This window comes from Streptomyces sp. NPDC029292 (assembly GCF_055569295.1).
In genome coordinates this window covers 175,318-200,518 of record NZ_JBVHXR010000011.1, presented here as the reverse complement: position 1 = coordinate 200,518, position 25,201 = coordinate 175,318, and the positions used below count along the sequence as shown (strand labels likewise).

Annotated in this window: 26 protein-coding genes; 4 read left to right on the top strand and 22 right to left on the bottom strand. The window is 70.8% G+C overall.

Translation table 11 applies throughout. The annotated features are described in order from the left end of the window. Positions 1-17 precede the first annotated feature (17 nt). From ACZ4WS_RS24475 to ACZ4WS_RS24420, 12 genes are read right to left on the bottom strand one after another with little or no spacing between them, the layout of a single operon-like run. Complete coding sequence (locus ACZ4WS_RS24475) at positions 18-755, bottom strand: maleate cis-trans isomerase family protein (RefSeq protein ID WP_467983343.1); 738 nt, start codon at positions 753-755, stop codon at positions 18-20. Next, positions 752-1,576 (bottom strand): GntR family transcriptional regulator, encoded by an 825-nt coding sequence (locus ACZ4WS_RS24470; protein WP_467983342.1) that lies wholly within the window; start codon positions 1,574-1,576, stop codon positions 752-754. The genes ACZ4WS_RS24475 and ACZ4WS_RS24470 overlap by 4 nt, the downstream gene beginning before the upstream one ends. Then, positions 1,576-1,845, bottom strand: coding sequence for a hypothetical protein (locus ACZ4WS_RS24465; protein ID WP_467983341.1), 270 nt, complete (start codon positions 1,843-1,845; stop codon positions 1,576-1,578). Before ACZ4WS_RS24465 ends, ACZ4WS_RS24470 begins: the two co-directional genes overlap by 1 nt. Further along, positions 1,842-2,714: a nitrilase-related carbon-nitrogen hydrolase gene (locus ACZ4WS_RS24460; protein ID WP_467983340.1), complete on the bottom strand. Its 873-nt coding sequence runs from the start codon at positions 2,712-2,714 to the stop codon at positions 1,842-1,844. Before ACZ4WS_RS24460 ends, ACZ4WS_RS24465 begins: the two co-directional genes overlap by 4 nt. Further along, positions 2,707-3,831: a DODA-type extradiol aromatic ring-opening family dioxygenase gene (locus ACZ4WS_RS24455; RefSeq protein WP_467983339.1), complete on the bottom strand. Its 1,125-nt coding sequence runs from the start codon at positions 3,829-3,831 to the stop codon at positions 2,707-2,709. The genes ACZ4WS_RS24460 and ACZ4WS_RS24455 overlap by 8 nt, the downstream gene beginning before the upstream one ends. Next, positions 3,832-4,851, bottom strand: a complete 1,020-nt coding sequence (locus ACZ4WS_RS24450; protein WP_467983338.1) for a 2,5-dihydroxypyridine 5,6-dioxygenase NicX family protein — start codon at positions 4,849-4,851, stop codon at positions 3,832-3,834. A 24-nt stretch (positions 4,852-4,875) separates the two neighbouring features. After that, positions 4,876-5,631, bottom strand: a complete 756-nt coding sequence (locus ACZ4WS_RS24445) for an SDR family oxidoreductase (RefSeq protein ID WP_467983337.1) — start codon at positions 5,629-5,631, stop codon at positions 4,876-4,878. 35 nt (positions 5,632-5,666) lie between these two features. After that, entirely contained in the window at positions 5,667-5,855 is a 189-nt protein-coding gene (locus tag ACZ4WS_RS24440; RefSeq protein ID WP_467983336.1) for a ferredoxin, read from the bottom strand. Continuing rightward, positions 5,852-7,114, bottom strand: coding sequence for an NADH-ubiquinone oxidoreductase-F iron-sulfur binding region domain-containing protein (locus tag ACZ4WS_RS24435; RefSeq protein WP_467983335.1), 1,263 nt, complete (start codon positions 7,112-7,114; stop codon positions 5,852-5,854). The genes ACZ4WS_RS24440 and ACZ4WS_RS24435 overlap by 4 nt, the downstream gene beginning before the upstream one ends. Before the next feature lie 8 nt (positions 7,115-7,122). Then, positions 7,123-7,773 carry an isochorismatase family protein gene (locus tag ACZ4WS_RS24430; RefSeq protein WP_467983334.1) on the bottom strand — a complete coding sequence of 217 codons (651 nt, stop codon included), beginning with the start codon at positions 7,771-7,773 and terminating at the stop codon, positions 7,123-7,125. Then, on the bottom strand, positions 7,766-9,142 hold the full coding sequence (locus ACZ4WS_RS24425; protein WP_467983333.1) for an aromatic ring-hydroxylating oxygenase subunit alpha: 1,377 nt from the start codon (positions 9,140-9,142) through the stop codon (positions 7,766-7,768). Before ACZ4WS_RS24425 ends, ACZ4WS_RS24430 begins: the two co-directional genes overlap by 8 nt. Before the next feature lie 18 nt (positions 9,143-9,160). Then, positions 9,161-9,694 carry an aromatic-ring-hydroxylating dioxygenase subunit beta gene (locus tag ACZ4WS_RS24420; RefSeq protein WP_467983332.1) on the bottom strand — a complete coding sequence of 178 codons (534 nt, stop codon included), beginning with the start codon at positions 9,692-9,694 and terminating at the stop codon, positions 9,161-9,163. Positions 9,695-10,059: 365 nt separating this feature from the next. Here ACZ4WS_RS24420 and ACZ4WS_RS24415 point away from each other — a divergent pair, with 365 nt between their 5' ends. Further along, positions 10,060-10,632, top strand: a complete 573-nt coding sequence (locus tag ACZ4WS_RS24415; protein ID WP_467983331.1) for a MarR family winged helix-turn-helix transcriptional regulator — start codon at positions 10,060-10,062, stop codon at positions 10,630-10,632. Between the two features lie 163 nt (positions 10,633-10,795). Here ACZ4WS_RS24415 and ACZ4WS_RS24410 read toward each other — a convergent pair whose 3' ends face one another. Beyond that, positions 10,796-11,515: a gamma-glutamyl-gamma-aminobutyrate hydrolase family protein gene (locus ACZ4WS_RS24410; protein ID WP_467983330.1), complete on the bottom strand. Its 720-nt coding sequence runs from the start codon at positions 11,513-11,515 to the stop codon at positions 10,796-10,798. Then, positions 11,512-13,002, bottom strand: a complete 1,491-nt coding sequence (locus tag ACZ4WS_RS24405) for an aldehyde dehydrogenase (protein ID WP_467983329.1) — start codon at positions 13,000-13,002, stop codon at positions 11,512-11,514. The genes ACZ4WS_RS24410 and ACZ4WS_RS24405 overlap by 4 nt, the downstream gene beginning before the upstream one ends. Positions 13,003-13,172: 170 nt before the next feature. Between ACZ4WS_RS24405 and ACZ4WS_RS24400 the strand changes: the two genes are divergently transcribed. Beyond that, on the top strand, positions 13,173-13,883 hold the full coding sequence (locus tag ACZ4WS_RS24400; protein WP_467983328.1) for a type 1 glutamine amidotransferase: 711 nt from the start codon (positions 13,173-13,175) through the stop codon (positions 13,881-13,883). Between the two features lie 191 nt (positions 13,884-14,074). On the opposite strand, the gene ACZ4WS_RS24395 is transcribed toward ACZ4WS_RS24400, so the two are convergent. The 8 genes from ACZ4WS_RS24395 to ACZ4WS_RS24360 form a co-directional block, all read right to left on the bottom strand. Next, positions 14,075-15,532 (bottom strand): APC family permease, encoded by a 1,458-nt coding sequence (locus tag ACZ4WS_RS24395; protein ID WP_467983327.1) that lies wholly within the window; start codon positions 15,530-15,532, stop codon positions 14,075-14,077. A 239-nt stretch (positions 15,533-15,771) separates the two neighbouring features. Then, positions 15,772-16,434, bottom strand: a complete 663-nt coding sequence (locus ACZ4WS_RS24390; RefSeq protein ID WP_467983326.1) for a TetR/AcrR family transcriptional regulator — start codon at positions 16,432-16,434, stop codon at positions 15,772-15,774. A 37-nt stretch (positions 16,435-16,471) separates the two neighbouring features. Next, a complete protein-coding gene (locus ACZ4WS_RS24385; protein WP_467983325.1) occupies positions 16,472-17,329 on the bottom strand; it encodes a fumarylacetoacetate hydrolase family protein in 858 nt (285 codons plus the stop codon). Positions 17,330-17,332: 3 nt separating this feature from the next. Continuing rightward, positions 17,333-18,286 carry a 3,4-dihydroxyphenylacetate 2,3-dioxygenase gene (locus tag ACZ4WS_RS24380; protein WP_467983324.1) on the bottom strand — a complete coding sequence of 318 codons (954 nt, stop codon included), beginning with the start codon at positions 18,284-18,286 and terminating at the stop codon, positions 17,333-17,335. After that, positions 18,279-19,751: an aldehyde dehydrogenase gene (locus ACZ4WS_RS24375; protein ID WP_467983323.1), complete on the bottom strand. Its 1,473-nt coding sequence runs from the start codon at positions 19,749-19,751 to the stop codon at positions 18,279-18,281. The genes ACZ4WS_RS24380 and ACZ4WS_RS24375 overlap by 8 nt, the downstream gene beginning before the upstream one ends. A gap of 37 nt (positions 19,752-19,788) precedes the next feature. Continuing rightward, complete coding sequence (locus ACZ4WS_RS24370; protein WP_467983322.1) at positions 19,789-20,595, bottom strand: acetoacetate decarboxylase family protein; 807 nt, start codon at positions 20,593-20,595, stop codon at positions 19,789-19,791. Positions 20,596-20,605: 10 nt separating this feature from the next. Continuing rightward, complete coding sequence (locus tag ACZ4WS_RS24365; RefSeq protein ID WP_467983321.1) at positions 20,606-21,814, bottom strand: NAD(P)/FAD-dependent oxidoreductase; 1,209 nt, start codon at positions 21,812-21,814, stop codon at positions 20,606-20,608. Positions 21,815-21,819: 5 nt separating this feature from the next. Continuing rightward, positions 21,820-22,008 (bottom strand): ferredoxin, encoded by a 189-nt coding sequence (locus ACZ4WS_RS24360; protein ID WP_030038098.1) that lies wholly within the window; start codon positions 22,006-22,008, stop codon positions 21,820-21,822. 371 nt (positions 22,009-22,379) lie between these two features. On the opposite strand from ACZ4WS_RS24360, the gene ACZ4WS_RS24355 reads away from it, so the two are divergent. Together ACZ4WS_RS24355 and ACZ4WS_RS24350 are read left to right on the top strand one after the other, a co-directional pair. Next, entirely contained in the window at positions 22,380-23,735 is a 1,356-nt protein-coding gene (locus ACZ4WS_RS24355) for a glutamine synthetase family protein (RefSeq protein ID WP_467983320.1), read from the top strand. A 32-nt stretch (positions 23,736-23,767) separates the two neighbouring features. Next, positions 23,768-25,084 carry a cytochrome P450 gene (locus ACZ4WS_RS24350; protein ID WP_467983319.1) on the top strand — a complete coding sequence of 439 codons (1,317 nt, stop codon included), beginning with the start codon at positions 23,768-23,770 and terminating at the stop codon, positions 25,082-25,084. The last annotated feature ends 117 nt before the right edge of the window (positions 25,085-25,201 follow it).

The following is a 25,201-nucleotide window of genomic DNA, read 5'->3' as shown; positions in this document are numbered from 1 at the left end:
GCACGGGAAAGAAAAGGTCAGCCGCGGTCGGCCAGCAGCCATCCCGCGCGCGGCACCACCGGGTCGAGCCCGAGGACCCGCAGCGTCCGCCAGACCGTGGCGACGGAGGCGGTCACCACCGGGATGTCGAAAGCGTTCTGGATCTGCTCCACCACCGGCAGCGAGGGCATCTGCACACACGCGCTGAGCACCAGGGCGTCCACACCCGAGGTATCGACCTTGGCGGCGATGTCGACGAGCTGCGCCGGGTCCAGCCGGCCGACCTCCAGGTTGTCCGCGACCTCCAGGCTGATCGAGTCGTGAACCTCGACTCCCTCGGCCTCGATGTAGTCGCAGACGGTCCGCGTGAGCGGCTTCATGTACGGCGCGATCACCGAGATCTTCTTCGCGCCGAGGTGCTGCAGTCCCTCCACCAGCGCGCCCGCGGACGTGATGACGGGGGTGCCCTCCGCGATCTCGGCCAGCCGCCGCTGGCTCTCGTGGTGGTATCCCTTGGCCCGCGCCATGATCGCCACGAGGCAGGCGTACGCCATCACGTCGACCTCGGCGTCCGCGAGTTCACGGGCGCAACGCAGCGACTGGTCGTCCATGTCGCGCAGCTGCTCCGGAGTCACCTGCTGCATCCGCATCCGGGCGGAGTGGAAGGTGAACCGCTCGGGGCGGATCTCCTCGCGGGCTCGGAGCATCGCGGGGATCTCGGTCTCCATCGTGGTGTTCGAGCTCGGCACGATGAGGCCGACCCGGGTCGAGGTCATGAGCTGTCTCCTTCGGTGCGCAGCAGGCGCAGGTTGGACGTGTGCAGTTCGAGATCGGTGCGTGCGCCGAGGCGGCGCCAGCGCAGTGGTACGGGGCATTCCACCCGGTTGTCGGGGGTGGTGCCCAGCTCGATGCCGAGCCCTCTGGTCGCGATGAGCAGCGCGTCGAACCGGTGGTCGGGATCGCTGTCCAGGACCAGGCCCAACGCGGCGTCGATGAGGTGGAACTCCAGTATCTGACGGGCGAGTTCGGTGTCACGGGCGCGGGCTGCCTCCAGGAAGAGGCGGTCGACGCTCGTGAAGTGCTCGGGGACGTGCGGGTGCGAGAGGTAGAGCCGCTGGTGGCGGTAGATCTTCAGGTGCAGCGACTCGGTGAGCTCGGCCAGCGCCTTCGGGTAGCGGCGCATCGCGGTCTGGTGGAAGCGCAGGTGCGCTTCCTGGAAGTCGCGGATGCGGTGCCGGGCCGCCTCCATCGCCTCCAGGTCCTCCGTCATCCGTACGAGGTCGTCCTCGGTGAGCAGGTCGATGATCCCCGAGATCGTCGTCGGCTCCACGAGCAGCCGCAGCACGTAGTGCTGCTCCACATCGGCCGGGCTGGTCGGTGCGACCTCCATGCCGCGGTTGGCCTCGGCCACCACCAGGCCATCGGCCTCCAGGCGGTGCAGTGCTTCCCGCAGCGGGGTGCGGGAGGTCTCCAGCTCCGCGGCGAGCCCGCCCTGCGACAGCCGGAACCCGGGCGCGTACCGCCCTTCGATGATCCGCTCCCGCAGGGTCCGGTAGATGTCCTCGACCGTCGTGCCCGGCCTGGTTCCCGTGGCCATCAGCTGCCGCCCTCCCCCGACGTGGGCTCCTCGGCTCCGAAGGACACCGCGAACAGCTCGCTGAAGCGCTCGGGCTCCTGGGCGGCGATGATCTCCAGTTGCATGGCGTCGAGCAGAATGCGGTAGCCCCGCTTCGGCACGTGGAGTTCCAGCCTCTCGCCCTGTCGCGTCCACACCTTGCGTACGCGCACCCCGGTGAACTCGTTGCCGATGCCGAAGCTCTCGCCGGCCCGGACGATGCCGTCACCCCGTGGCGGTTCGGTGGTCATGTTCTCTCCCTCATGTCTGCATCCATGATCTCAGGAGGGGCCCCGTACACGCCGGTCTTCACCCCACGCAGCACCGGCAGGGCCTGGCGGCGCGCCGCCACCTGGGACAGGTCCAGATCGACGACCTGCCAGGCCGCCGCCCGCTCCCCCAGGTCGGCGAGCACCTCGCCCCAGGGACCCACCGCGAGCGCGTGCCCGTACGTGGGGAAGGCGTCGTCGGCGTCGTCGTGCTGCCCGCGGACCGTCGCCGAGGCCACCACGTACGCGGCGTTCTCGATGGCACGGGCACGCAGCAGCACCTCCCAGTGGGCCTCGCCGGTCCGCTGCGTGAACGCCGCCGGGACCAGCAGGACTTCGGCACCGGCCAGCGCGAGCGACCGGTAGAGCTCCGGGAAGCGCACGTCGTAGCAGATCGTCAGGCCCACGGTGGTGCCGCCGACGCGGAGCAGCGCCGGGCGGTCGCCCGCGGTCTCGACGCCGGATGCCTCGAAGGACCGGCCGTCGACGCGGGCGTCGAACAGGTGGATCTTGTCGTAGCCGCCGACGATCTCGCCGTCGGCGTCGATCACCAGGGCCGTGTTGCGGATGCCGTCCGGGCCGCGCCGCTTGAAGCCGCCCAGCACGACCACCGTTCCCGACTCCTTGGCGGCCTGCCGCAGGCTGGTGATCTCCAGTGAGTCCACCGCGAGGGCGGCCTCACGCATCTCGGTGTTGGTACCGAGCATCAGCCCGTTCTCGGGCAGCAGCACCAGATCGGCCCCTGCGGCGGCGCACTCGCACACCATCCGCACGGCCGTGGCCGTGTTGGTGGCCAGGTCCCGGGTGGCGTGCCACTGGGTGAGGCCGACCCGCAGTGTCCGGTCAGTCACGGTCGCCCGCCTCCACGGCTTCGCGCTCCGACAGGAGCATGTCGACGACCGTCCAGCCGCCGCCGGACACCTCCATGGGCTCGTACGCGAGCACCTCGCCGCGTACGCCGGGGCCGGTGAGACCCAGCATGATCAGCCAGTTGGGGAATTCGTACTGCCCGTGGTCGAGCAGGGCGTACGGCTCGAGATTCGCCAGGTCGGATCCTCGTCCGGTCTGCAGCATCTCCAGGATGTAGGTGTCGAACTCGACGTCCACACCGCCGAACTTGCCCGGGTCGAGCCAGTGCGACAGACCGCCGGTGGCCAGCATCGCCACCTTCAGGTCGCGCCCGTCGACCACGCAGCGCAGCACCTCGCCGAAGGCGCGGGCGCCGAACGGGGAGAAGGAGCGGGCGGGCTGCGTGATGATCGGGATCACCGGCAGGTCCGGGCGGGGCAGCAGCTGCCGCAGCGGGACGATCAGCCCGTGGTCGAGGTCGATCTGCTCGGACTCCTCGACCTCCAGCCCCTCGGCGCGAATGGCGTCGGCCATGGCGCGGGCGTACTCGGGCGCGCCGGTCAGGGTCAGGTCGAGGTCGGGGCGCTTGAAGAACTCCATCGACCCGGTGTGCTCCTTGCCGGTGCCGATGACGAAGGCGCCGGTCCGGAAGGACTGGAAGTGGCAGTCCGCCGTCACGATGAGCACGTCGGGCTCGGCGGCCGCGATCCGCTCGGCCAGCTGCCGGTAGCCCTCGGTCAGCCGGGCCACCGCGTCGGCGGGGTCCACCTCGGGCCGGGCCAGCAGGTCCGGTACGTGCGAGCAGCCACCGGCGAACACCAGGTTCTCCGGCACGTTCGGCTCGGGCAGCGGCGTCGACGTCTCGACGTGGAAGCGGCCGGAGCTCGTCGAGTCGCCCAGGTCGTCGGCGAACCAGCGGCTGACCAGGATGGTGATGCCGTCCACGACCCCGGCCGAGCGCAGCCGGTCGCGGTCGCCTCCGGCGATCACGGCGGCCCAATCGGCGTCCAGGCCGAGCTCGGCGGCGCCCACGCCGACCGGGTCGGCGCGGAAGCGGTCGAGCAGCCCGGTGTCCTTGCCGAGCGCGAGGATCGCGCGCTCCAGTGTGCGGGTGTCCATCTACGCTCCCTCACCGGTCAGCTTGCCGTCACGGACGACCGCCGTACCGTCGATCTCGACGGTGCAGCCGCGCATCGGGATGTCGAGGTGCGCGGGCGTCTCGCGGTTCGCGAAGCGGTTCGGGCCGGTGGACCACATGAAGTTGCCCGCTGTGGAGCGCAGTTCCTGCCCGTACAGGGAGCGCGGCTCGTACACCTCGAAGGCCGACCAGCGGGCGATCGGGTGCACGCCCCAGCCCATGTGGGAGACCGCGAACACCTCCGGGTCCTCCCAGGCGTCGAAGTAGTCCTGCAGGACGAACGCGTCGTTGCCCTTGCCCTCGACGCCGGTGATGAAGCCCTTCTCGACGGTGAGGGTGACGGTGTCGCGCACGGCGCGCTGCCACGGGATCAGTACGTCGCCCGGCTGGAGCACGATGGTGCCCTCGGCGGTGCGGTCGCGCGGGAAGCAGGCGACGAAGCCGCTCGGCCAGTGGTCCCAGCGGCCGGGCTCGTCGACGTAGCCCCACTGGTGGGTGATCGGGAGGTCCTCGCCGGAGATGTCGGCGGTCAGGTCGGTGCCCGCGGCGCTGGTGACGCGCAGCGTGCTGCCCGCCTTGAGCAGCCGGCCGCCGGCCTCCACGGTGCTGCGCAGACCCTCGTCGCCCATCATGCGCTCCAGCACGTCGGCGGGCTCCGCGACGAACAGCATCCGCTTGCCGTTGCCGGTGATCCGGGTGCGTACGTCGGAGTGGATGAGGCCGCCGACGGTCACGTCGATCACCAGGTCGCACTCGGCCGCGGCGGCCAGCAGCGCGGCGATCTCACGGCCGTCGGCCTCGTACGGCGGCAGCATCGGGTTGGACAGGCTGGAGGCGGTGAGCACCAGGGCGCCGGCGCCGATGTCCCGGGCGGCGGCCACCGCCGCTTCGGCGTACTCGGTCTTCTGGCCCAGTTCCTGGATGACGGCGACCGTCTCGTCCGGGGTGAGCTTGCACAGCCGGTACTGGTCGACGAACAGTTCACGCAGAGTCTTCGGCATGTCGATGCCTCTCTTTCTGATCGGTCAGAGGGTGGAGCGGATGGCGCCGCCGTCGACGGCGAAGGTCTGGCCCGTGACGAACGCGGCGGCCGGGGAGACCAGGTAGGCGGCGGCCTGTGCGATCTCCTCCGGCTCGGCCCAGCGGCCGAGCGGGATGGCGGAGACGACCTTGCCGATCTCCTCTTCCCGGGTCGTGCCGTTGGCCGCCGACTTGGCCGCCACGATGTTCTCCATCCGGTCGGTGCCGGTGGCCCCGGGCATGAGCTGATTGACGCGCACGCCCCGCTCCGCGAGCTCCAGCGACATCTGCTTGGCCAGAGCCGACAGCATCGAGCGCATCGCCGCCGACAGGACGCCTCCGGCCGCGGGCTGCTTCACCCAGGTGGAGGTGATGAAGAGGATCGAGCCGCCGCCGTTCGCCGCCATCGCCCGCGCCGCGCCCGTCGCCAACTGCACGGCAGGCCGTACGAGTTGGCCGTAGGCGGTGTCCCAGTCGGGCAGCTCGGTCTCGAGCACCGGCATGATCTTGGGGCCTGGTGTGTTGACGACCAGGATGTCCAGGGCGCCGTGCGCGGCGATCACATCGGGGATCAGCCTGTCGACGGCTGCGGGGTTCAACAGGTCCGTGGGATACGAGGTCTGACCTTCCGCCTCGACCGGCGTACGGGCGCTGACGGCCACCACGGCGTCCTCGGCGACGAGCTGCCGCGCGATCGCCTGCCCGATGCCCCTGCTGGCGGCGGTGACCAGGGCCACCTTGCCCTTGAGTCCGAGATCCATGACGTTTCCGTTCAGTCGTGGAGGGTGATGGCGCGTCAGTCGTGGAGGGTGATGGCGTGCTCGGGGCAGCCCGCGGCCGCCCGGCAGGCGGCGTCCTTGTCGGTCACCGTGCCGTCGCCGATGACACCGGCGTAGCCCCACTCGTCGAGCTGGAAGACGGTGGGCGCCTCGTCCGCGCAGGTGCCGTATCCGTTGCACTTGGTGGAGTCAACGGTTGCTTTCATGCGTGTTCTCCCTCGGTGTCGCTGGTTCGGGTGTCGCTATCGCTGTCGCCGGTGTCGCCGTCGCCGGTGTCGATGTGCTCCGGGAACTCGGCCAGTACGGTGCGCGCCCAGGTCGCGGCGCCGTCGAGAAAGGCGCAGGCGCCCCGGCCGGGCAGGGTCTGCCCCCAACGGGCGAGGTTGTCCCGGTCCCCGGCGGTGGCCGTGCCCGCGCCGAGCGAGGCGAAGGCGTCCCGGATGGACGCGGTGCCCTTGACGCACACCCCGCACTGCTGCGCGGACTCGGCGGCGTACCAGGCCGAGACCTCGGCAGCGACGGCGAGCGGATCCCGGCCGGTGTCCAGCGCGGTGATCGCCGCGCAGCCCAGCCCTGACCCCGCCGCGCGGACGTCCTCGTACGTGCACACGGTCGCCGCGTGCGCCGGGCCGAGCAGGCCGCCGAACCAGCCGCCCATCAGGAACCCGGCCGGAGATGAGGTGAACCCGCCTGCCAGGCCGAAGAGTTCGGCGACGGTCAGCCCGTAGGGGACCTCGTAGACACCGGGCCTGGCGCATGCGCCGCTGAGCGTCACCAGGGTGGTGCCGGGCGACTCGGTGGTGCCGTGCGCACGGTAGGCCGCCGCGCCGTGCCGGGCGATCCAGGCGGCGTGGGCCAGCGTCTCGACGTTCGAGACGAGCGTCGGCAGGCCGTCCACTCCCTTCTCGCCGACCCGGGGCGGGCGGGCCATCGGCAGCGCCGGGCCTCCGCTGATCGACCGGCAGACCGCCGTCTCCTCGCCCGCCACATAGGTGGGCGCCACGGTGTGCACGTCCAGGCGTACCCCGGCCATCAGGGCCGGGTCGAGCTCGGCGAGCGCGACGCGGACGGAGGTCTCGGTCTCGGGGTGGGAGAGGTAGACGACGGCCCGGTCGGCGCCGACGGTGCGGGCGGCGAGCAGCAGCCCGTCCAGCACCAGGTGCGGCCGGTGCGTCAGCAGCCAGCGGTCCTTGTACGAACTCGGCTCGCCCTCCTCGCCGTTGGCCACCACCACGCGGGGCCCGTCCGCGTCCGCGACCCCTCGCCACTTGATGTGCGCGGGGAACCCGGCGCCGCCCCGGCCGCGCAGCCCGGAGGCCTCCAGTTCGGCGATCACGTCGGGGCAGGCCGGCGGTCCGTACGTACCGCGTTCGTGTTCGGCGGCGAGGTCGAGCGGGCGGTCGGCGGCCAGGCGGGGTTCGATGCCGGGCGCGTACCCGGCAGCCGGGGCGAGTGCTGGACTCACGGCCGGCGTCATACGACCGTCACCTCATCCAGCCCCTCGTCCAGCACCTCGTCCAGACCCACCACATCGGCGTACTTGGCGTCGATGTCGAAGAGGTTGGCCTCATGCGGCCCTTCGGCCCGGTCGCCCACGCACTCACGAGGGACGCGCACCGGATAGTTGCCCGCACACGCGTCGATCACGGTGGCCCGCACGCAGCCGGAGGTGGTGGCGCCGCAGACGATCAGGCTGTCCACCCCCGCGGCCGCCAGCTGTTGGGCGAGGTCCGTGCCGTGGAACGCCGAGGCCGCCTTCTTGGCGATCACCGGCTCCGTGGCCAGGGGCGCCAGCCGCTCGTCCACCTCCACCCACCGCGAACCCGCGGTGAGCGCCCGAAGCGCGGGCATCTTGCGCAACCAGACGAGTTCGTCCAGGTCACGGGGCTCGTACGAGATCGCAGTGAAGAAGACCGGCAGCCCGGCCGCGCGGGCCCACTCCAGCAGCTCAGCCGTACGTTCGACCACCGCGTCGAGGTCGGAGCCAGGAGGACAAGCAGGGTCGGTGAAGCCATTGATCAGGTCCACGACCACGACGCCGGGCTTCCGGTTGCCGGCCGCCAGCCGCTCCCCCACTCCCCGCCCGCGGTACTGCTCCCGCACCGCCTCCATCCAGTCACTCATCGAAAGTCGACTTCGGCCAGGTGCCGGGCTCGGCACGCATCATGTCGGCGTAGTGGCGGTAGAGGTTGCGCTGGACACCTTCCTCATAGCGGGTCCAGTAGGCGATGCCCGGACCGGCCCAGTCCTCCACCCGCTTGGCGATACCGATACCCGGCATCCCCATCTGGTAGTTGAGCTTGAAGTCCAGCAGGTCGGCGGCGACGGAACGGCCGGTGCGGCTGACGGTGATCCACGGCTCGGTGTCGTCCATCTCGAACGCGCCGCCCATGGAGAACGTGCCGAGCCCGGCCCGGTAGGCCCGGTCCTTCTGCTCGGGCGTCATGTTCTTGTAGACGCAGAACCAGTTCCAGATCTCGACCTGGCCGACTCCGTGCGGCTGCCACATGCGGATGGTCACGACGCCGGTCGGCTCGTGGTTGGCGCCGTCCTCGGTCATCGGCAGCGCCAGCATCGAGAAGTTCGGGAAGACATTGGCGACCATCACCCGGGAACGGCGTGCGATGTCGAGCTGGTGGTCGCTGATGCGGCTGGTGTCGAAGGTCTCGGCGAGTTCATCGGGGAACCCGAAGAACTTCGGCCCCGGTTCGTCCTCGGTCGGCGCCATCGAGAACGACAGCGAATGCCCGGGGGCCGCCTGGATGTGATAGCCCATCATGTTCTCGCGGAAGGGCACCGGGAAGGCACCGATCTCCCACACCGACCGGTGCAGTGTGCCCAGGTGGTAGTCGTCGCCGGCGAAGTTCTCGCTGCCCGACTTCCAGTTGGCGTCGATGACGAAGCGCTGCGGCGGCCCGACGACCTCCATACCGTGTTCGTTGAGGCCGAACAGCAGGTCCAAGTACCAGGCCATGCCGCCCAGATACTCCTCCAGCGGCGGAGCCGACGGGTCCAGTGTCGCGAAGACCAGGCCGTGGTACGACTGCACCCGCGCCGCCTTCGACAGCCCGTTGCCCTCCTTCGGCATCCCGCCGAACGCGTTGCGCCACAGCGGCGCACCCACCAGGTCGCCCTTCGCGTTGTACGTCCAGCCGTGGTACGGACACCGGAAGTGCGAGGTGTTGCCCGAATCCGCCCGGCACACCTGCACCCCGCGGTGCCGGCACGCGTCGAACAGGACGTTGATCCCGCCCTCTTCATCGCGGATCACGATGAAGTTGTCCTCGCCGATCTTGCGCAGGACGTAGTCGCCCTTGGCCTCGATCTCCGACTCGTGGGCGAGGAACACCCAGCACCGGCCGAAGACCGCGCGCAGCTCACGGTCGTAGATCTCCTGGTTCCCGAACAGCCCTGCGGGGACCTCGCCCTCAGCCAGACCGGTGTCGAGTTCGTCGAGAAGCGCGTCGGCTCTCGTGCTCTTCGCCTGCGTCATCGCCGCGTTCCTCTCAGATCAGAAGAAGATGGAAAGGTTGTGCGTGCCGATCACCGTGAGATCCAGCAGGACTTCACGGCGGAGGAGGCGCAGCGCGCCGTCCTCCCTGCGCAACTGGTCCCGCCGCTCCCCCGAGAGCAGCTGCGGCTGGGTCTGCTCCTGCCGCGTGCGGTAGATCAGCAGATTGCTGCGTGCGGTCACCAGGCCCGGGGCTTCGGCGTCCTCGGCGACCCTGATGCCGGTCACGAAGTGGCGGATACGGGACGGCGGGTCCTCCGCCCAGGCGTACGCGGTCTCGTTCCGCGCCACCCGGCTCTCCAGTGACCCGTATGTCTCGTCCAGGTGGAACGCCCCGGCGACGAACCCGGTCCCGCGCGCCCGCTCCACGGTCTGCCGGATCGGCACCTGATACACCACGTCGCGGCTGACCATCGCCTCCAGCCACTCGCGTTCCTGGTAGGCGTCCAGCAGCTCGGCCTCGGTGTCCATCCACTCGACGACCTCGTTGTAAAGAGCGCTGCCCACTCTCGCCCTGACACTCGTCTCGGCCATGGAGACCCTCCCTTCCAAGATGCCCACACTTTTGCATGCACTTTTGTCGACGGCAATACCCCATGGTCGATTGCTTGATGCCGCTGCGCATCGCCCCCGAGGCTTCGCGACATCGCGCCGGTGAGCCCCCGAAGGCCGCGGACAAGCAGAAGCCCCAGGTCACGGCGGGGCGCACGGCACCCCGTGGAGCCGGCTGCCGCAGGACCGTCCAACGGATCCTCCAGTGGCGCGCCCTGCGGAAGGAGCCGCCTGCCCGCGTCGGGGTCGACCCGGCTCCCCGGACTCCTGTCCCTTCGTACAATTTGAGTCCGAACGACAATCGCGGTCCGAGCTCGACGTATCCACAGAGCCGAAGGAGCATGCCAGTGCCCGGCCATCGTTCCATCTCCGAAGCCGAGAAGCTGGCAGAGGCCAAGCTCGGCGGTATCCCCATCCGTCATGAGCAGATGGCCGTCGTCGCCAACATCTACCGCGCCGCCTCGGCGGTCCGGCAACACCTGGAGAACTCCGTGCTGCGCAGTTCCGATCTGACCTGGACGGCGTTCGTCGTGCTCTGGGTGGTCTGGGTCTGGGGCGAGTCGGAGACCCGGCACGTCGCTGAGGAAGCCGGGATCTCCAAGGGGACGCTCACCGGGGTCTCGCGGACGCTGGAGGGACGGGGGCTCGTCAAGCGGGCCGGACACCCGGAGGACGGCAGGCGGGTGCTGCTCAGCCTCACCGACGAGGGGGAGGCGCTGATGCGGCGGTTGTTCCCGGAGTTCAACCAGGAGGAGGCCTTCGTCGCCGGGAAGCTCAGCGATGAGGAGTGCCGGGACATCGCGGACGGACTGCGGCGGGTCGTGCTCCAGGTCGAGGAGCACGGTGAGGAGCGGCGCCTCGCCCTGCTGGACGGTGCCGCGCCGGCACCGCGCCGCAGCGGGCGGCGGCCGAAGGCCTGAGCCCTCAGCGGTCTCGGGCCGCTGCCGTCCGGAGCCGTCAGAGCGAGAACGCCTCGACCGCGAAGGCTCCCGGCAGCCCGGCCGGTGTCGGCGACACCTCCAGGTGCGTGCGGTGGGGGACGGGTGTCCCCCACCCGTTCAACGTACGAGAGCCATGGCGGTGTCAGCGTCTTTCGCGGGCGGCTCGTACGAGGGCGTCGAAGAGACCCTGCTGGGCGGGGTCCTCGTGGGCGGTGTCCTCGGGATGCCACTGGACGGCGGTGAACCATCCGTGGATTCCGGGGAGTTCGAGACCTTCCACGGTGTCGTCGGCGGCGTGGGCGGTCACCTTGAGCCCGGTGCCGACGCGGGCCACTCGCTGGTGGTGGTAGCAGGAGGCGTCCGCCTTCTCCGCGCCGACGGCCTGCTCCAGCAGCGTGCCGCGCCGGATCGCCACCGGATGCACGACGTGCCGGTGTTCGCGCTCGGGGCCGCCCATGTCCTGTTCCAGAGTGCCGCCGAGGGCGACGTTGACGACCTGCATGCCGCGGCATATCGCGAGCAGCGGCAGACCCAGGTCCAGGGCCTGGCGGGCGACTTCGAGGTCGAAGGCGTCCTGAAGGTCGTCGACGTCGTAGACGCTGTCGTGGGTGTCGGCGGCGCCGTAGCGGTGGGGGGCGAGGTCGCCGCCGCCGGGAAGCAGGACGCCGTCGAAGCGGGCGAGCCGGGCGGCCACATCGGTCTCGGCGGGGTCGGCCGGGTGGATGGTCGCCGGTTCGCCGCCCGCCCGCCAGACCGCTTCGACCAGGGCACGGGCGTTGACCTCGGCGGCGTACCGCAGCGCGGAGGTGGAGGCGGCGAAGCGGGCGGGGACGGCGATGAGCGGTCGTGGGGACGTCGTCACAGCTGGATCCAGGTGGTCTTGAGTTCGGTGTACTTCTCGATCGCGTGCGCGGACTTGTCGCGGCCGTTGCCGGACTGCTTCATGCCGCCGAAGGGCACGGTCAGGTCGCCCTCCTCGTAGCAGTTGACCCAGACCGTGCCGGCCTTCAGGGCGCGCGAGACCTGGTGCGCGGTGGACAGGTCCGAGGTCCACAGGCCGGCGGCGAGGCCGTACTCGGTGGCGTTCGCGAGCCGCACCGCCTCGTCGAGGTCGTCGAAGGTGAGCACGGACAGGACCGGGCCGAAGATCTCCTCGCGGGCCAGCCGGGCGTCCGAGGCGACCTGGTCGAACACGGTGGGCTGGAGGAAGCTGCCCCCGCTGTCGGTCAGGGTCCGCGAGCCCCCGATGCGCAGGCGCGCGCCGTCGTCGACTCCGTGCCGGATGTGGTCGAGTACGCGGTCCAGGTGGCTCTCCCGGACCAGTGCGCCCATCTCGGTGGCCGGGTCGAGGGGGTCGCCGACGCGCAGCTCCTGAGCCCGCCGGACGATGGCCTCGGTGACCCGTTCGGCGATGGAGGAGTGCACCAGCAGCCGGGAGGGGGCGGTGCACATCTCGCCCTGGTTGAAGAAGATGCCCCAGGCGGCGGTGGCGGCGGCCTTCTCCAGATCGGGGGCGTCCGGGAGGATGATGTTGGGCGACTTTCCGCCGAGCTCCAGCCAGACGCGCTTGAGGTTGGAGTCGGCGGCGTAGTGCAGGAAGTGGCGGCCTACGGCTGTGGAGCCGGTGAACGCCAGGACGTCGACGTCGGGGTGGAGACCGAGGGCCCGCCCGGCGACCGGTCCGTTGCCGTTGACGACGTTGAGCGCACCCGGCGGGAGCCCCGCCTCGGTGGCGATCCGGCCCAGCAGCAGCGCGGACAGCGGCGAGTTCTCGGAGGGCTTGAGCACCACCGTGCAGCCGGCGGCCAGTGCGGGGGCCACTTTCCACGAAGCCAAGGTCAGGGGGAAGTTCCACGGGACCACCGCGCCCACGACGCCGGCCGGCTCCCGGGTGACCAGCGCGAGCGCGTCCGGCGCGGTGCGCGGCGACTCGTCGGTGAGCTTGTCCGCCAGCTGCCCGTACCAGCGGAAGGTGTTGATGGCGGCGCGCAGTTCGATGTCGTACGCGTCCGTGATCGGCTTGCCCATCTCCAGGCTGATGGCGAGCGCGAGCGTCTCGCGCCGTTCCTCCAGCAGGTCGGCGATCCGCACCAGTACCCGGCCCCGCTCGGCGGGCGCCAACCGCGGCCACGGCCCGGTGTCGAAGGCCCGCCGGGCTGCGGCGACGGCCGCGTCCACCTCGGCGGCGCCCCCGTCCGCGACTTGGGCCAGCACCTGACCGTCACGGGGCGAGACGACCGCGTAGGCCGCTCCTCCCCCGGCCTCGTCGGCGCCGTCGATGTGGTGGGCGCCGGGCACCTCCAGGGCCTTGGCTCGGCGCAGCCACTCGTCGTGGGTGATGTCCAGCATGCGTGGCCTCCAGTTCCCGGCGATACATTTGAACCCAAACGATATGCTCACAGAGGGCCCCCCACAAGGCATCCGGGCGCAGGAGTCGGCCACATCATTTGATCCCGTACGACCTCTCGTCCGGTCGATCACAACCGGTCTTCCACGAGACCGGGGAAGGAGCAGTCGCCGTGCGCGCACTCGTCGTCCTGCACGACCACGTCACGGAGCCGGGGCTGGTCGGAGCCCGGCTTGAGGAGCGCGGATACGACCTCACCACCGTGACCGTCGTACCCGAACACCGCCACCACGCACCGAACGTGACGTTCGACTTCCCCGACGCCGCCGGCTGGGACCTCGTCGTCTCGCTCGGCGCCCCCTGGTCGGTGTACGACGAGACGGCCGTCGGCAGCTGGATCGGCGGCGAGCTGGCGCTCCTGCGCAAGGCCCACCACCTCGGCGTTCCGGTGCTCGGCGTCTGCTTCGGCGCCCAGGCGCTGGCCACCGCCCTCGGGGGCGCCGTCGAAGCGTCGCCGCGCCCGGAGATCGGCTGGGTCGAGATCGACACGGACGATTCCTCCCTGGTCGGCTCCGGCCCCTGGTTCCAGTGGCACTACGACCGCTGCGTCCTGCCGCCCGGCGGCGAGGAGGTGGCCCGCAACGCCGTGTGCGTGCAGGCGTTCCGGGCCGGGCGCAGCCTGGGCGTGCAGTTCCATCCGGAGATCACCACCGCGATGGTGCACGGCTGGCTGGACCTCGGCGGCGCGGAGCAGTGCGTGCGGCACGGCGTGGACCCCGGCGAGCTGCTGGCCCGGAGCCGCGCCATGGAACCGGCGGCCCGGGCGAACGCCCGCCGCCTGGTCGACGGGTTCCTCGACCGGGCGGCGACGTCGGGCCCGTGACGCACCGATGTCAGATCGCCGCGCCGGATCCGGGCCGGACCAGCGTGGCGATCTCGTCGACGAGCGCCTTCTGCCGCGGTGTGAGTTCGTGCCCCGTTGCCGTACTCGAGACCGTTCCTTCCATGAAAGATCGGCTGACCGGTCGAGAAATCGCCCGTGCGGCCCGGGCCGGGCCGCACGGGTGGCGTACGTCAGCCGTCGGCCGCCGCCCTGCCGCGGGCCAGCCGGTCCGCGACGACGCCGAGGAGCAGGACCGCCGGGATGGTGAGTTCCAGCCAGAGGGCTGTGCTCTGTTCGCCGCCGATGAGGGTGGTGAAGTTCTCGACGATCAGCCAGATCGCGCCGGCTACGCCGAGGGCGCCCAGGGCGGGGGCGATCAGCGTGTTCCAGGGCCGGGTGTCCAGACGTTCCCGGCGGAAGAAGATGACCACGGAGACCGAGGTCAGGAAGTACAGCAGCATGATCCCCAGCACGGCCACGCCGCTGCCCCAGGAGAACAGGGTCAGCACCGGGTCCTTGCCCGCCAGCGCGAAAGGCACGACCAGCAGGACCGCGATCGCCGTCTGGACGTAGCCGGCCGCGCCGGGCGAGTGCCGGCGGTTGATCGACGACAGCTTGCGAGGCAGAAGCCCGTCGCGGCTGAGCGAGAACAGGTAGCGGTTGGCCGAGTTGTGGAAGGCGAGGAGGCCGGCGAACAGGGAGGTGGCCAGCAGGACGGGCAGCACGTCGTTCATCCAGGCGCCGAACAGGTCCGCGATCGGCGCGAAGACGAAGCCCGTCGAGTCTCCGCTCTCCAGAGCCGCGCCGGCGGCCGCGGTCGCCTTCGAGGCACCGTAAGCGGAGATCAGCATCCAGGAGGTGAAGGCGAAGAAGCCGGTGACGAGGGCGACGGCCAGGTACGTGGCCCTGGGCACGGTCCTGCGGGGTTCGCGCGCCTCCTCGCCGTAGATCGCGGTGGCCTCGAAACCGATCATCGACGCCGCGGCGAACATCAGCGCCACGCCCGGCGCCCCCTTGAGAGCTGCGCCCGGCGAGAACGACTGGGCGAAGCCGAGACCCTCGGGCCCACCGCCCTTGACGAGGGTGACCAGCGCGAAGACGGCCAGGATGCTGAACTCGGCGAGCACGAAGACCGCCAGCACCTTGGCGCCCATCTCGATCCCCGATGCCCCCAGGACCTGGACGATCACCATGGTGACCAGGACACACGCCCACCACGGCACGTCCGCCCCCGTGTAGTGGGCGAGGAGACCGCTCACGGTCGCCCCGTACAGGCCGTACATGGCGGCCTGAACCGCACAGTAGGCGAACAGTGCGACGCCGGCGCTGCCGGTGCCGAGGGAGCGGCCGAGACCCTTGCCGATGTACGTGTAGAAGGCGCCGGCGTCCACCACGTGCCGGCCCATGGCCACGAAGCCGACCGAGAACAGCAGAGTGATCACACCGGCCGCGACATAGGCGGCGGGCGCTCCGGGTCCGTCACCGACGGCGACGGCGATGGGGACGGCGCCCGCGACGCCGGTGAGCGGCGCCTGGGCGGAAAGGACGAAGAAGAGGATGCCCAGCACGCCGAGGGCATTGGGTTTGAGCTTGCCTGTGGTGGAGGCGTCGGGTGCGGCCTGGTTTCTGACCGCCGTCTGACTGTCCACTCGGATCACCTGCCGGGAAGAGGGGGTTTCGTTTCAGGCCAAACGAGTTGCCTCATCGTGGGCTGAAACTATCCGCTTGGCAAGGGGTTGCCCGAAGATTCCCGAGCCCCACACGGCTCCTTACGGGGTCGCATCCGCGGCGAAACAGAGCAGAACGGTAGGCACCGTGATCACGGTGCCTACCGTTCCTTCGTTGCGTCCGGAGCACTTGCGTCGGTGCTCCGAAACAGGTCAGCGGGTCAGTCCTGCGGCTCGATGCCGCGCTGGCGGTCGGTCTCCGTATCGGCGTTCCCGTCGGCGTTCCCGTCGGCTTCGAGCAGCCGCAGCAGTGCGCGCAGCTCGTCCAGGGCGGCGTCGGTGACCTCGGGCTCGCCGAAGACGAGCTGGTGCAGCACGAGGCCGTCCAGGGCGGCGAAGACCAGCCGGGTCAGCGGACGGCCGACGGTGCCGGGGAGCATGCGGGACAGCTCGCGCTCGGTGGCGTCGAAGTAGTCGTCGTACAGCGCGCGGATCTGCGGCAGCAGTTCGGGCCTGCGCCGGGACTCCAGCAGCAGTTCGTACTGGAAGGCCTGTATGTCCGGGTCGGCCGTGACCATCTCGGAGACCCCGGCCGAGAAGTCGGCGACCCTGCCGGTCCCGGGCTCCACGTCGCTCACGCTGAGACTGGTGCGCACGGCGTGGGCGAGCGCCTCCTCGATCAGCGCGTCGCGCGAGCCGAAGTGGTGCACGACCAGGCCGTGCGTGGTTCCCGCCTCCTCCGCGACCGCCCGGTAGGTGAGCTTGCGCAGCCCGCCCCGGGCCACCACGCGCACGGCCGCGTTGAGCAGGGCGTCCCGGCCCTCCCCGTAGTTCATACGCTTGCGTGGCCTGCGGGTGGAACCGGGCTCGGCGGATGGGGTCATGGCGGCGACCCTACCCGCCGCCTTTCCGAGGGCCGCGTCAGTAACGCTTGGGCGGGCGGATGCCACGGAACTCCCAGTCGCCGCCGAGCGCGGTGGACAGCACCTCCTCGGACTCGGTGGGCTGGGCACCGACGTCGCTGCGAATCGGGGTCGGGCCGGTGACGATGTGGTTGGACAGCCGGCCCAGCCCCTCGACCTCCACCTCGACCACGTCGCCGGGCTGCACGGGCCGGGAGTTGGCCGGGGTGCCGGACAGCAGCACGTCGCCCGGGTAGAGGGTGATGGTGCGGGCGATGTCGGCGACGAGGTAGTGCATGTCCCACTCCATCTCGTCGGTCGAACCGTCCTGCACCACCTCGCCGTTGACGTACGTGCGCAGGTACTTGCCGTGGAAGTCCCAGTCGGTGACCAGACCGGGGCCGAGCGGGCAGAGGGTGTCGGAGCCCTTGACGCGGAGCATGGAGCCGGCGTCGGTGTCCCGGAAGTCGTGCAGGCCGTAGTCGTTCGCGATCGTGTAGCCGGCGATGTACTCCCCTGCCTCGGCTTGGGAGATATTGCGGGCGGTCTTGCCGATGACGATGGCGACCTCGCCCTCGTAGTTGAGCCACTTGCAGCCCTCGGGGCGGACGATCGCGCCCTGGTGGGAGTTGAGGGAGGAGGTCGGCTTGTGGAAGTAGGTCGGTGTCGGGGTGAGCCGGATCTGGAACTCGTCGACCCGGCTGCGATGGTTGAGGTGGACGGCGATCACCTTGGAGGGAACCACCGGGGGCAGGTGCTGCGCCTCCTCGATCTTGACGCGGCGGCCGTCCCCGGCGACGAGTTCGTCCCCGTCGACGGCGACCTGGACGGCGGCACCGTCCAGGAGGATGCGGCGATACTCAGAAAATGCAGCCATGTCTCAGACCTCCTGGGGGCGGCTGTGCGGGGTGCGCTGGTACGACGGTGTGGGTAGTCCGGCGCCGGTCCAGCCGGCGGCGGGGCGGTCGAACCAGAGGTGGACCTGGCCGGTGCCGACGGAGTTCTCGTACTCGCCGTACTGGCGGGCCTTGGCGACGCACGCCTGCTCGCCCAGGGCGCCGGCCATCATCAGGTAGTGGAAGAACTTCGCCTCGGGCTTGTACTTCCAGAACTCGTCCATGGTGTCGAGGACCTTGTCGTGACGGCCCTCCTTGAACCAGGCGATGCGCTCGTAGTCCGCTTCGCGGGCCTCGGGCGTGCGGATGTGCACCGGGTCGCTGGCCTCGTGGTCGCGGATCTCGCGCAGCGGCCAGAAGGTGTGCGACAGGGCGCCCGAGGCGATCAGCAGGACGCGGCGGCCGGGAGTGGCGGCTATGCCGTCCGCGAGCGCGCGGCCGAGCCGCAGGTGGTCCTCCATGTCACCGGTCTGGCAGACCCCGATGGTCACCCACCGCTTGTCGGGCAGCCCTTCACCGAGGAACTTCCAGAGGTTGGTGGTGGCGTAGTAGACCGGCAGGTAGTCGTCCTCGATCGGGGTGATCCAGGTGCCGTGCTTGTCCGCGAACGAGGCGATGTTGTGGGCGAGTTCGGGGTCGCCGGGGAAGTCGTACGGCATCCGGCACATGCCGCGCGGCAACTCCTCCGAGGTGAACAGGCCCGCGCGGCGCTGCTGGGCGGTGACGACGAACTCGACGGTGGTCGCCCAGTGGGAGTCGAGGACGACGACGGTGTCGTATGCGTTGGCGGCATCACGCTCGAAGACGTCCTTGCGGAGCTGGTGCAGGCCGGTGACGAGGGTGATCTCCTTGCCCTCGTTCAGCTCCAGCCGGTCGGCCTCCGGAAGCACGATGGTGGGGACATGGGCGAGCAGGCCCGCCCCGACGATCTCACCCATGGTTCTTCCATCCGTTCGGCGCGGTGACGGTGTTCTTCACGTCGCAGTAGAAGTCGAAGCTCCAGGTGCCGCCCTCGCGGCCGACACCGGAGTGGCGGGAGCCGCCGAAGGGCGCCTGGAGGTCGCGCACGAAGAAACAGTTGACCCAGACCGTGCCCGCGACCAGCTGCGCGGTGACGCGTTCGGCGCGCTCGGGGTCACCCGTGGCGACGGTGGCGGCGAGCCCGAAGCGAGTGTCGTTGGCGAGGCGGACGGCCTCGTCCTCGCCGGTGAAGGTCTGGAGGGTCAGGACGGGCCCGAAGACCTCCTCCTGGACGATCTCCGAGTCCTGCGCGACGTCGGTGAGGAGGGTCGGCGCGTAGTACTGGCCGTCGAGCTCGTCGTTGCGATGGCCGCCGATGACCGCGCGGGCCCCGGCCGCGACCGCCCGCTGCACAAAGCCGTCGATCTTCTCCAGCTGGCGGGGGTGGATGTTGGGCCCGAGGTCGGTGGCCTCGTCGCGCGGGTCGCCCTGCGTGAGCCGCCCGGCCTTCTCCACGAACCGGCGCGTGAACTCCTCGGCGATCGACTGCTCGACGAGGAAGCGCGTCGCGGCCAGGCACACCTGCCCGGCGTTGTCGTACTGCTCCACCGCCAGGTCGACGGCGAGGTCCAGGTCGGCGTCCGCGAACACCAGCAACGGGGACTTGCCGCCGAGTTCGAGGCTGAGCGGGGTCAAGTTCGCTGCCGCCGACTCCGCGATCCGCTTGGCCGTCGGCACAGAACCGGTGAAGCTGATCCGGCGCACCTCCGGGTGCGAGGTGAGGGCGTCGCCGATCTCCGAGCCGTAGCCCTGGACGACGTTGAGGACACCCGCCGGGAGTCCGGCCTCGGCGGCGATGTCGGCGAGCAGGGACGCGGTCAGCGGGGACCACTCTGCGGGCTTGAGGATGACCGTGTTGCCGGCCGCCAGCGCCGGGGCGACCTTCCACGTGGCCAGCATCAGCGGGGCGTTCCACGGCGTGATCAGGACGCTCGGGCCCGCCGGGTCCCACGAGACGTGGTTCGTGTGGCCGCGGGTGTCGAAGTCCTCGTGCTCCAGCTGCAGCAACCAGTCCGCGAAGAAACGGAAGTTGTGCGCCACGCGGGGCATGACACCCCGGCGGTGGGAGCGCAGCAGGGCACCGTTGTCGTTCGTCTCGACGATCGCCAGCTCTTCGATCCGCTTCTCGACACCGTCGGCGATGGCATGGAGGATGCGGGCGCGTTCGGCGCGCGAGGTGGCCGCCCAGGCGGGGGAGGCGGCCTTCGCGGCGGCCACCGCGGCCGCGGCCTCCATCGCCGTACCCCGGGAGATCTCGCCGAGGACGCTGCCGTCGATCGGGGAGACGTCGGTGAAGGTGTCGGTGGAAGCGACGCGCTCGCCGCCGATCCAGTGCCGGGTGTCGACGGCGACCCCGGCAACGGTGGTGAGGTGTTCGGTCATGGTGTCCGGTCTCCAAGTCCTGCGGTGTTGACGGGGGTCACTCGGCGCCGGAGGTGCCGGACTCCAGCAGCCGGCCGCCGTCCCAGACCACGCCGACCTGCCGGTAGTACGCGGCGATCGGCTCGCGGATCTCCAGCCGGGCCAGTTCCTCGGTGGGCGCCTCGAACAGCTCCAGGTCGGCATCGCCGACCCACGGCCGACCGCCCTCGAAGGAGGCCGCGCCGGTCTCGATCAGCTCGTCGAGCGCGAGCCCCCTGCCCTTCTCGATGGACGGCAGCCACCGGTGGTGGGCCATCGGGTGGCTGTTGACGAAGCCGTTCGTCTCCGACGGCTCCCGCAGCGTCACCACCGCCTGGGCGAGGCGCCGGTCGGCAGCCGCCAGAGTCGCCCCGAACCGCGCCCCCGCCTCGATCCGCGGAGCGGGCCCGTACGGATGCGGACGCGTCTGGTGAATGGACCCGAGCTTCTTCGGATAGCCCTGGTGCAGCCCGCGGGCGATAGCGAAGTCCTTGTCGACCCAGATGTAGACGCAGCGGGTGTAGGTCTGGCCCTTGTACTTGCAGCGGACGACCGCGAAGGCCTCCTTGTACTGCGCGAGGACGGGGTCGAGGAGCTCCGCGCCCTCCTGCGAGCACGACTGCCAGTCGGCCCAGATCAGGGCGACCGCGCCGGGGTCCTCGTCGGCCAACTGCAAGGGCTCGGGCAGCAGTTCACGCACGCGGGCGGGGTCCGTGCGGTACTCGACGGTGAGCAGGTCACCCGAGTAGCGCCACGGCGGCGACGGGATCAGCGACGAGGCACCGCTCGCCGTCTTGGGGTGGAAGTAACCACGGACACCGGTCACTTGGGGCTCCTTATGCGGTGAGGGCGGGCTGCTTGAGCAGCTGGGCGCGGTAGCGGGCGGCACCCATGGCGGCGGACTGGCCGCCGAGTGCGACGACGCCGACCAGCCGGTCGCGGCTGTGGTAGCCGACGAGCACGTCCCCGTCCGGCTCTCCGTCCAGGACCCGTACGTCGTCCTTGCCGAGCACGGGCGCGCCGAAGGACTGCAGGCGGAACTCGTGCTGATCGCTCCAGAAGGTGGGCAGCGGCGCGAAGGGCGCCGACTCCGCATCCGTCCCGTGGAGGCGGGCGACGAGGGTCTTCGCGGCGTGCTTGGCGGTGTCGGTCGGGATCGACCAGTGCTCGACACGCCGGGGTACGCCGTCGTAGCGGGCGTTGGGGAAGCGGGCGACGTCGCCGACCGCGACCACGTCCGGGAAGCCGCCGACGCGCAACTGCTCGTCGGTGAGGACGCCGTCGGACAGGTCGAGCCCGTTGCCCTCCAGCCACTCGGTGTTGGCGACCGAGCCGACCGACTCGACCACCACGTCGGCGGGGAGCACGGTGCCGTCGCTCAGTACGACGCCGGTGACCCGGTCCTCGCCCTCGAAACCGGCGACGCCGGTGCCGAGCGCGAAGCGCACCCCTCGTTCCTCGTGCCGCTTCAGCAGCGCCCCGGCGAGCAGTTCGCCCAGCGGGCCCACCATGGGCAGGGGGAGCGGATCGACGACGGTCACCTCGGCGACACCGAGGCCGACGGCGGTGGCCGCCACCTCGCAGCCGATGAAACCGGCGCCGACCACGACCACGCGCGCGCCGGGCCTGGTCAGCTCGTCGCGCAGGCCCTGCGCGTCGGCGAGCGTACGGACCGTGTGCCGGCCGGCGAGGGGGCCGGGGCAGCGCAGCCGACGGGGCCGCATACCGGTCGCGACGACCAGTCCGTCGTACGGGAGTGTCGAGCCGTCGTCGAGTTCGACGGTCCGCTCGGCGAGCCGGGCCGCGACGACCTTCCTGCCCAGCCGCCACTCGACGTCTGCGGCGGCCGCCTTCGGCGTGAAGGCCAGGGACTCGAAGGGCGCCTTCCCGGCCAGGACCTCCTTGGAGAGGGGAGGCCGGTTGTACGGCATGTGCGGCTCGTCGCCGACCGCGGTGATCGCGCCGGCCCAGCCCGCCGCGCGCAACTGCTCGGCGGCCCGCAGGCCGCCCATCGAAGCGCCGGCGACGACTATGCGTCCGGTCACGGGGCTCAGTCCTCGATCCGGATGGCCTGCAGCGGACAGACGTCCGCCGCCTCCTCGACCTCTTCGCGCAGCGCGTCGTCCGGGTCGGGGACGTACGCCAGGTGGCCGTCGTCGTCCATCGAGAAGACGTCGGGGGCCGCGAAGACGCACTGGCCGTGGTCCTGGCACTTGTTCATGTCGACGACGACCTTCATGGCCGGTCCTCCTGCGGGTGAGACGTCGGAGCGAGGCAGACGGGGGTGAAATGGAAGGGGGAGAGGGGCCCGGCCACGGCCGACCGTCGACCGGGCCCCTCGGCCAAAGAGGTGCGAGGAAACCGCACCCCTGACTCGTTTGGCTTCAAACAACATAGAAAGCTGCCCGGCGCTGGTCAATACCTGTCCAGGTGGATAATTTCTTGAGCCAGCCCCTTGCGGGACGCTGACTCGTTCCATACCGTTCGGAATCAAACGAATGGCCCGAGAGTCGCCACTCCCCCGCGCCCGGGCTCCCGTCTTCCTCACGCCACCTCCCCCAGAGCCCGAAGGGCCTGGAGGTACCCCGCCGTCCGCCCAAGGAGACATCGGTGAGCGCTCAAGACACCCCAGACATCCGCCGGCACATGGAGCGGCTCGCCGCCGAGGGCATCGACGTGGTCCGGGTGATCTATCCCGACCTGATCGGCACCGACCGCGCCCGCGACGTCCTGCTCGACCATCTGCCGTCCGCCTGCGAGCACGGCCTGGCGTTCTGTCGCGCCGTCTACCACACGACCCCGCAGGGCGACGTGGTCCCCGTCGCGGGCGGTCTGGACGCGGGCCTGCCGGACGTGTGCGTACGCCCCGACCTGTCCACGCTGGCCGCGCTGCCCTGGGAGCCCGGCGTCGCCACCTGCCTCGGTGAGGTCACCGACCCGGCGACCTCGGCCCCCGCCCCCGAGTCACCGCGCGACCTGCTTCGCACCGTCCTGGCCCGCTGCCGCGAGCAGGGCCTGCGCCCCGTCGTCGGCCCCGAGCTGGAGTACTTCCTCCTGGAGCCCGCCCCCGGCACGGCCACCGGCTGGCGGCGCGCTCCGGAAACGACGGGCGCCGTCTACACCGCCGGTCTGCGGGCCGACCCCGACAACCACCTGCTGCGCACCCTGCGACACCTGCGCGACCTCGGCCTCGGCGTCGTCACCGGCAACCACGAGTTCGACGGCGGCCAGTACGAGATCAACCTGACCCATTCCGAGGCCCTGGACGCCGCCGACCGCGCGTTCCGCTTCAAGGCGGCCGTCAAGGAACTGGCCCGCGGCGAGGGCAACCTGGCCACCTTCATGGCCAAGCCCTTCGGCGACGCGGGCGGCTCCGGCTTCCATCTCCACCTGTCCTGCGGAGATACCGAGGGCCGTAATGCCTTCGACGACCCGGCCGGCGCGTACGGCCTCTCCGCCACCGCCCGGCACGCCCTCGCGGGCATCCTCGCCCACGCGCCGGCCCTCGCGGCCCTGGCCAACCCGACCGTCAACTCGTACAAGCGCTTCGGCCCCGACACCCTCGCGCCCTGGCTGATCGACTGGGGCCTGGACAACCGCAGTGCCATGGTCCGCATCCCGCCCGAGCGCGGTTCCGGCGCCCGGCTGGAGCTCCGCCTGGGCGACGCCAGCGCGAATCCGTACCTGCTGACCGCCGGCACGATCGCCGCCGCGCTGCTCGGCGTCCAAGCGGGCGAGGAGCCCCCGGCCCCGCTGGAGGGCTACGGCTACGACACCGCCCGTTCCGCCCTCCTGCCGACGAGCCTGGCCGCCGCGCTGGACGCGCTGGAGGCGGACACCGCCCTGACCGACGTCCTCGGCAAGGACTTCACCACCTCCTTCCTCACCTACAAGCGGGACGAGGTCGAGCGCTTCGGCCGGTACGTCACCGACTGGGAGTTCACCGAGTACGCCTACCACCTGTAAGCCCCCGAAGCCGCGCCCAGGAGAACCCAGCCATGACCAGCCCCACCGTTCCCGCCCTGCCCACCACCGGCGCCGAGCTGCGCGCCCGCCTCACCGAGCCCCTCCCGCTCGACCAGGTCGACCTCGCCGACCTCGACAACTTCGCCGACGGCATCAAGCCCTGGCGGATGTTCCACACCCTGCGCCACGAGGACCCCGTCCACTGGCAGCCCGAGGCGGCCCCCAACTCCGGCTTCTGGGCGGTGACCCGGCACGCGGACATCGCCACCGTCGACCGCGACGCCGAGACCTTCACCTCGACGAAATTCGTCAACCTCGAAGAACTCGACGACGACCAGATCAAGAAGCGCGCCTCCGTCCTGGAGATGGACGGCGTCCGCCACCGCGCCCTGCGCAGCGTGATCCAGCGCCAGTTCGGCGCGAGCGTCATCAACAGCTACAGCGACTTCCTGCGCGGCCTGACGGCGCGGACCCTGGACGCCGCGCTCGCCAAGGGCACCTTCGACTTCGTCGCCGACGTCTCCGCCGACTTCCCCATCAACGTCCTCGCCCGGCTCCTCGACGTGCCGCCGGAGGACAACCAGCAGCTCATCGACTGGGGCAACCGGATCATCGGCAACACCGACCCCGACTACGCCGACGTCCTGCTGGAGAGCGCGGAGAGCGAGAAGTACCGCGACCTGCCCTTCCGCTCCCCCGCCTCGCTCGAGGTCTTCGAGTACGGGCGGGAGCTGGCCCGGCAGCGGCGCGGCGGCGACGGCACGGACCTGATCTCCAAGCTCGTCAACACGACCCCGCGCGACGGCGTCCCGCTCTCGGCGCAGGACTTCGACAACTACTTCCTGCTGCTGGTCGTCGCCGGCAACGAGACCACCCGGCACACCATCTCCCACTCCATGCTGGCCCTCCTCCAGCACCCCGAGCAGCTCGCCAGGCTCAAGGACGACCCCTCCCTGATCCCGGTGGCGGTCGAGGAGTTCCTGCGCTGGGCCTCCCCCGTCTACCACTTCCGCCGCACCGCGACCCGGGACGTCGAACTCGGCGGCAAGCAGGTCAAGGAGGGCGACAAGGTCGTCATGTGGTTCGCCTCCGGCAACCGCGACGAAGAGGTTTTCGGCAACCCGTACGACTTCGACGTCACCCGGCAGAACAACGACCACGTCACCTTCGGCAAGGGCAGCCCGCACCTGTGCCTGGGCAATCTGCTCGCCCGCACCGAGATCCGCATCATGTTCGAGGAGCTCATCCCGCGCATCGCCGACATCAAGCTGGCCGGTGACGTCCCCCGGGTCCGCTCCAGCTTCGTCAACGGCATCAAGAAGCTCCCGGTCGAGGTCACCCTCGCCTGACGGCGCCACCAGGACTGGGGGGGGGGGGGGGGGGGGGGGGGGGGGGGGGGGGGGTTTGGGGGGGGGGGGGGGGGGGGGGGGGGGTGGGGGGGGGGGGGGCGGGGGGGGGAGGAGAGG

Bases quoted from the DNA above. Each gene is read 5' to 3' on its own strand.
- ACZ4WS_RS24385 (WP_467983325.1), bottom strand. From the start codon at position 17,329: ATGGCTGCATTTTCTGAGTATCGCCGCATCCTCCTGGACGGTGCCGCC.
- ACZ4WS_RS24380 (WP_467983324.1), bottom strand. From the start codon at position 18,286: ATGGGTGAGATCGTCGGGGCGGGCCTGCTCGCCCATGTCCCCACCATC.
- ACZ4WS_RS24360 (WP_030038098.1), bottom strand. From the start codon at position 22,008: ATGAAGGTCGTCGTCGACATGAACAAGTGCCAGGACCACGGCCAGTGC.
- ACZ4WS_RS24470 (WP_467983342.1), bottom strand. From the start codon at position 1,576: ATGGCCACGGGAACCAGGCCGGGCACGACGGTCGAGGACATCTACCGG.
- ACZ4WS_RS24430 (WP_467983334.1), bottom strand. From the start codon at position 7,773: ATGAGTGACTGGATGGAGGCGGTGCGGGAGCAGTACCGCGGGCGGGGA.
- ACZ4WS_RS24445 (WP_467983337.1), bottom strand. From the start codon at position 5,631: ATGGATCTCGGACTCAAGGGCAAGGTGGCCCTGGTCACCGCCGCCAGC.
- ACZ4WS_RS24350 (WP_467983319.1), top strand. From the start codon at position 23,768: ATGACCAGCCCCACCGTTCCCGCCCTGCCCACCACCGGCGCCGAGCTG.
- ACZ4WS_RS24390 (WP_467983326.1), bottom strand. From the start codon at position 16,434: ATGACCCCATCCGCCGAGCCCGGTTCCACCCGCAGGCCACGCAAGCGT.
- ACZ4WS_RS24440 (WP_467983336.1), bottom strand. From the start codon at position 5,855: ATGAAAGCAACCGTTGACTCCACCAAGTGCAACGGATACGGCACCTGC.
- ACZ4WS_RS24425 (WP_467983333.1), bottom strand. From the start codon at position 9,142: ATGACGCAGGCGAAGAGCACGAGAGCCGACGCGCTTCTCGACGAACTC.
- ACZ4WS_RS24420 (WP_467983332.1), bottom strand. From the start codon at position 9,694: ATGGCCGAGACGAGTGTCAGGGCGAGAGTGGGCAGCGCTCTTTACAAC.
- ACZ4WS_RS24455 (WP_467983339.1), bottom strand. From the start codon at position 3,831: ATGGACACCCGCACACTGGAGCGCGCGATCCTCGCGCTCGGCAAGGAC.
- ACZ4WS_RS24405 (WP_467983329.1), bottom strand. From the start codon at position 13,002: ATGCTGGACATCACCCACGACGAGTGGCTGCGCCGAGCCAAGGCCCTG.
- ACZ4WS_RS24465 (WP_467983341.1), bottom strand. From the start codon at position 1,845: ATGACCACCGAACCGCCACGGGGTGACGGCATCGTCCGGGCCGGCGAG.
- ACZ4WS_RS24475 (WP_467983343.1), bottom strand. From the start codon at position 755: ATGACCTCGACCCGGGTCGGCCTCATCGTGCCGAGCTCGAACACCACG.
- ACZ4WS_RS24375 (WP_467983323.1), bottom strand. From the start codon at position 19,751: ATGACCGAACACCTCACCACCGTTGCCGGGGTCGCCGTCGACACCCGG.
- ACZ4WS_RS24450 (WP_467983338.1), bottom strand. From the start codon at position 4,851: ATGCCGAAGACTCTGCGTGAACTGTTCGTCGACCAGTACCGGCTGTGC.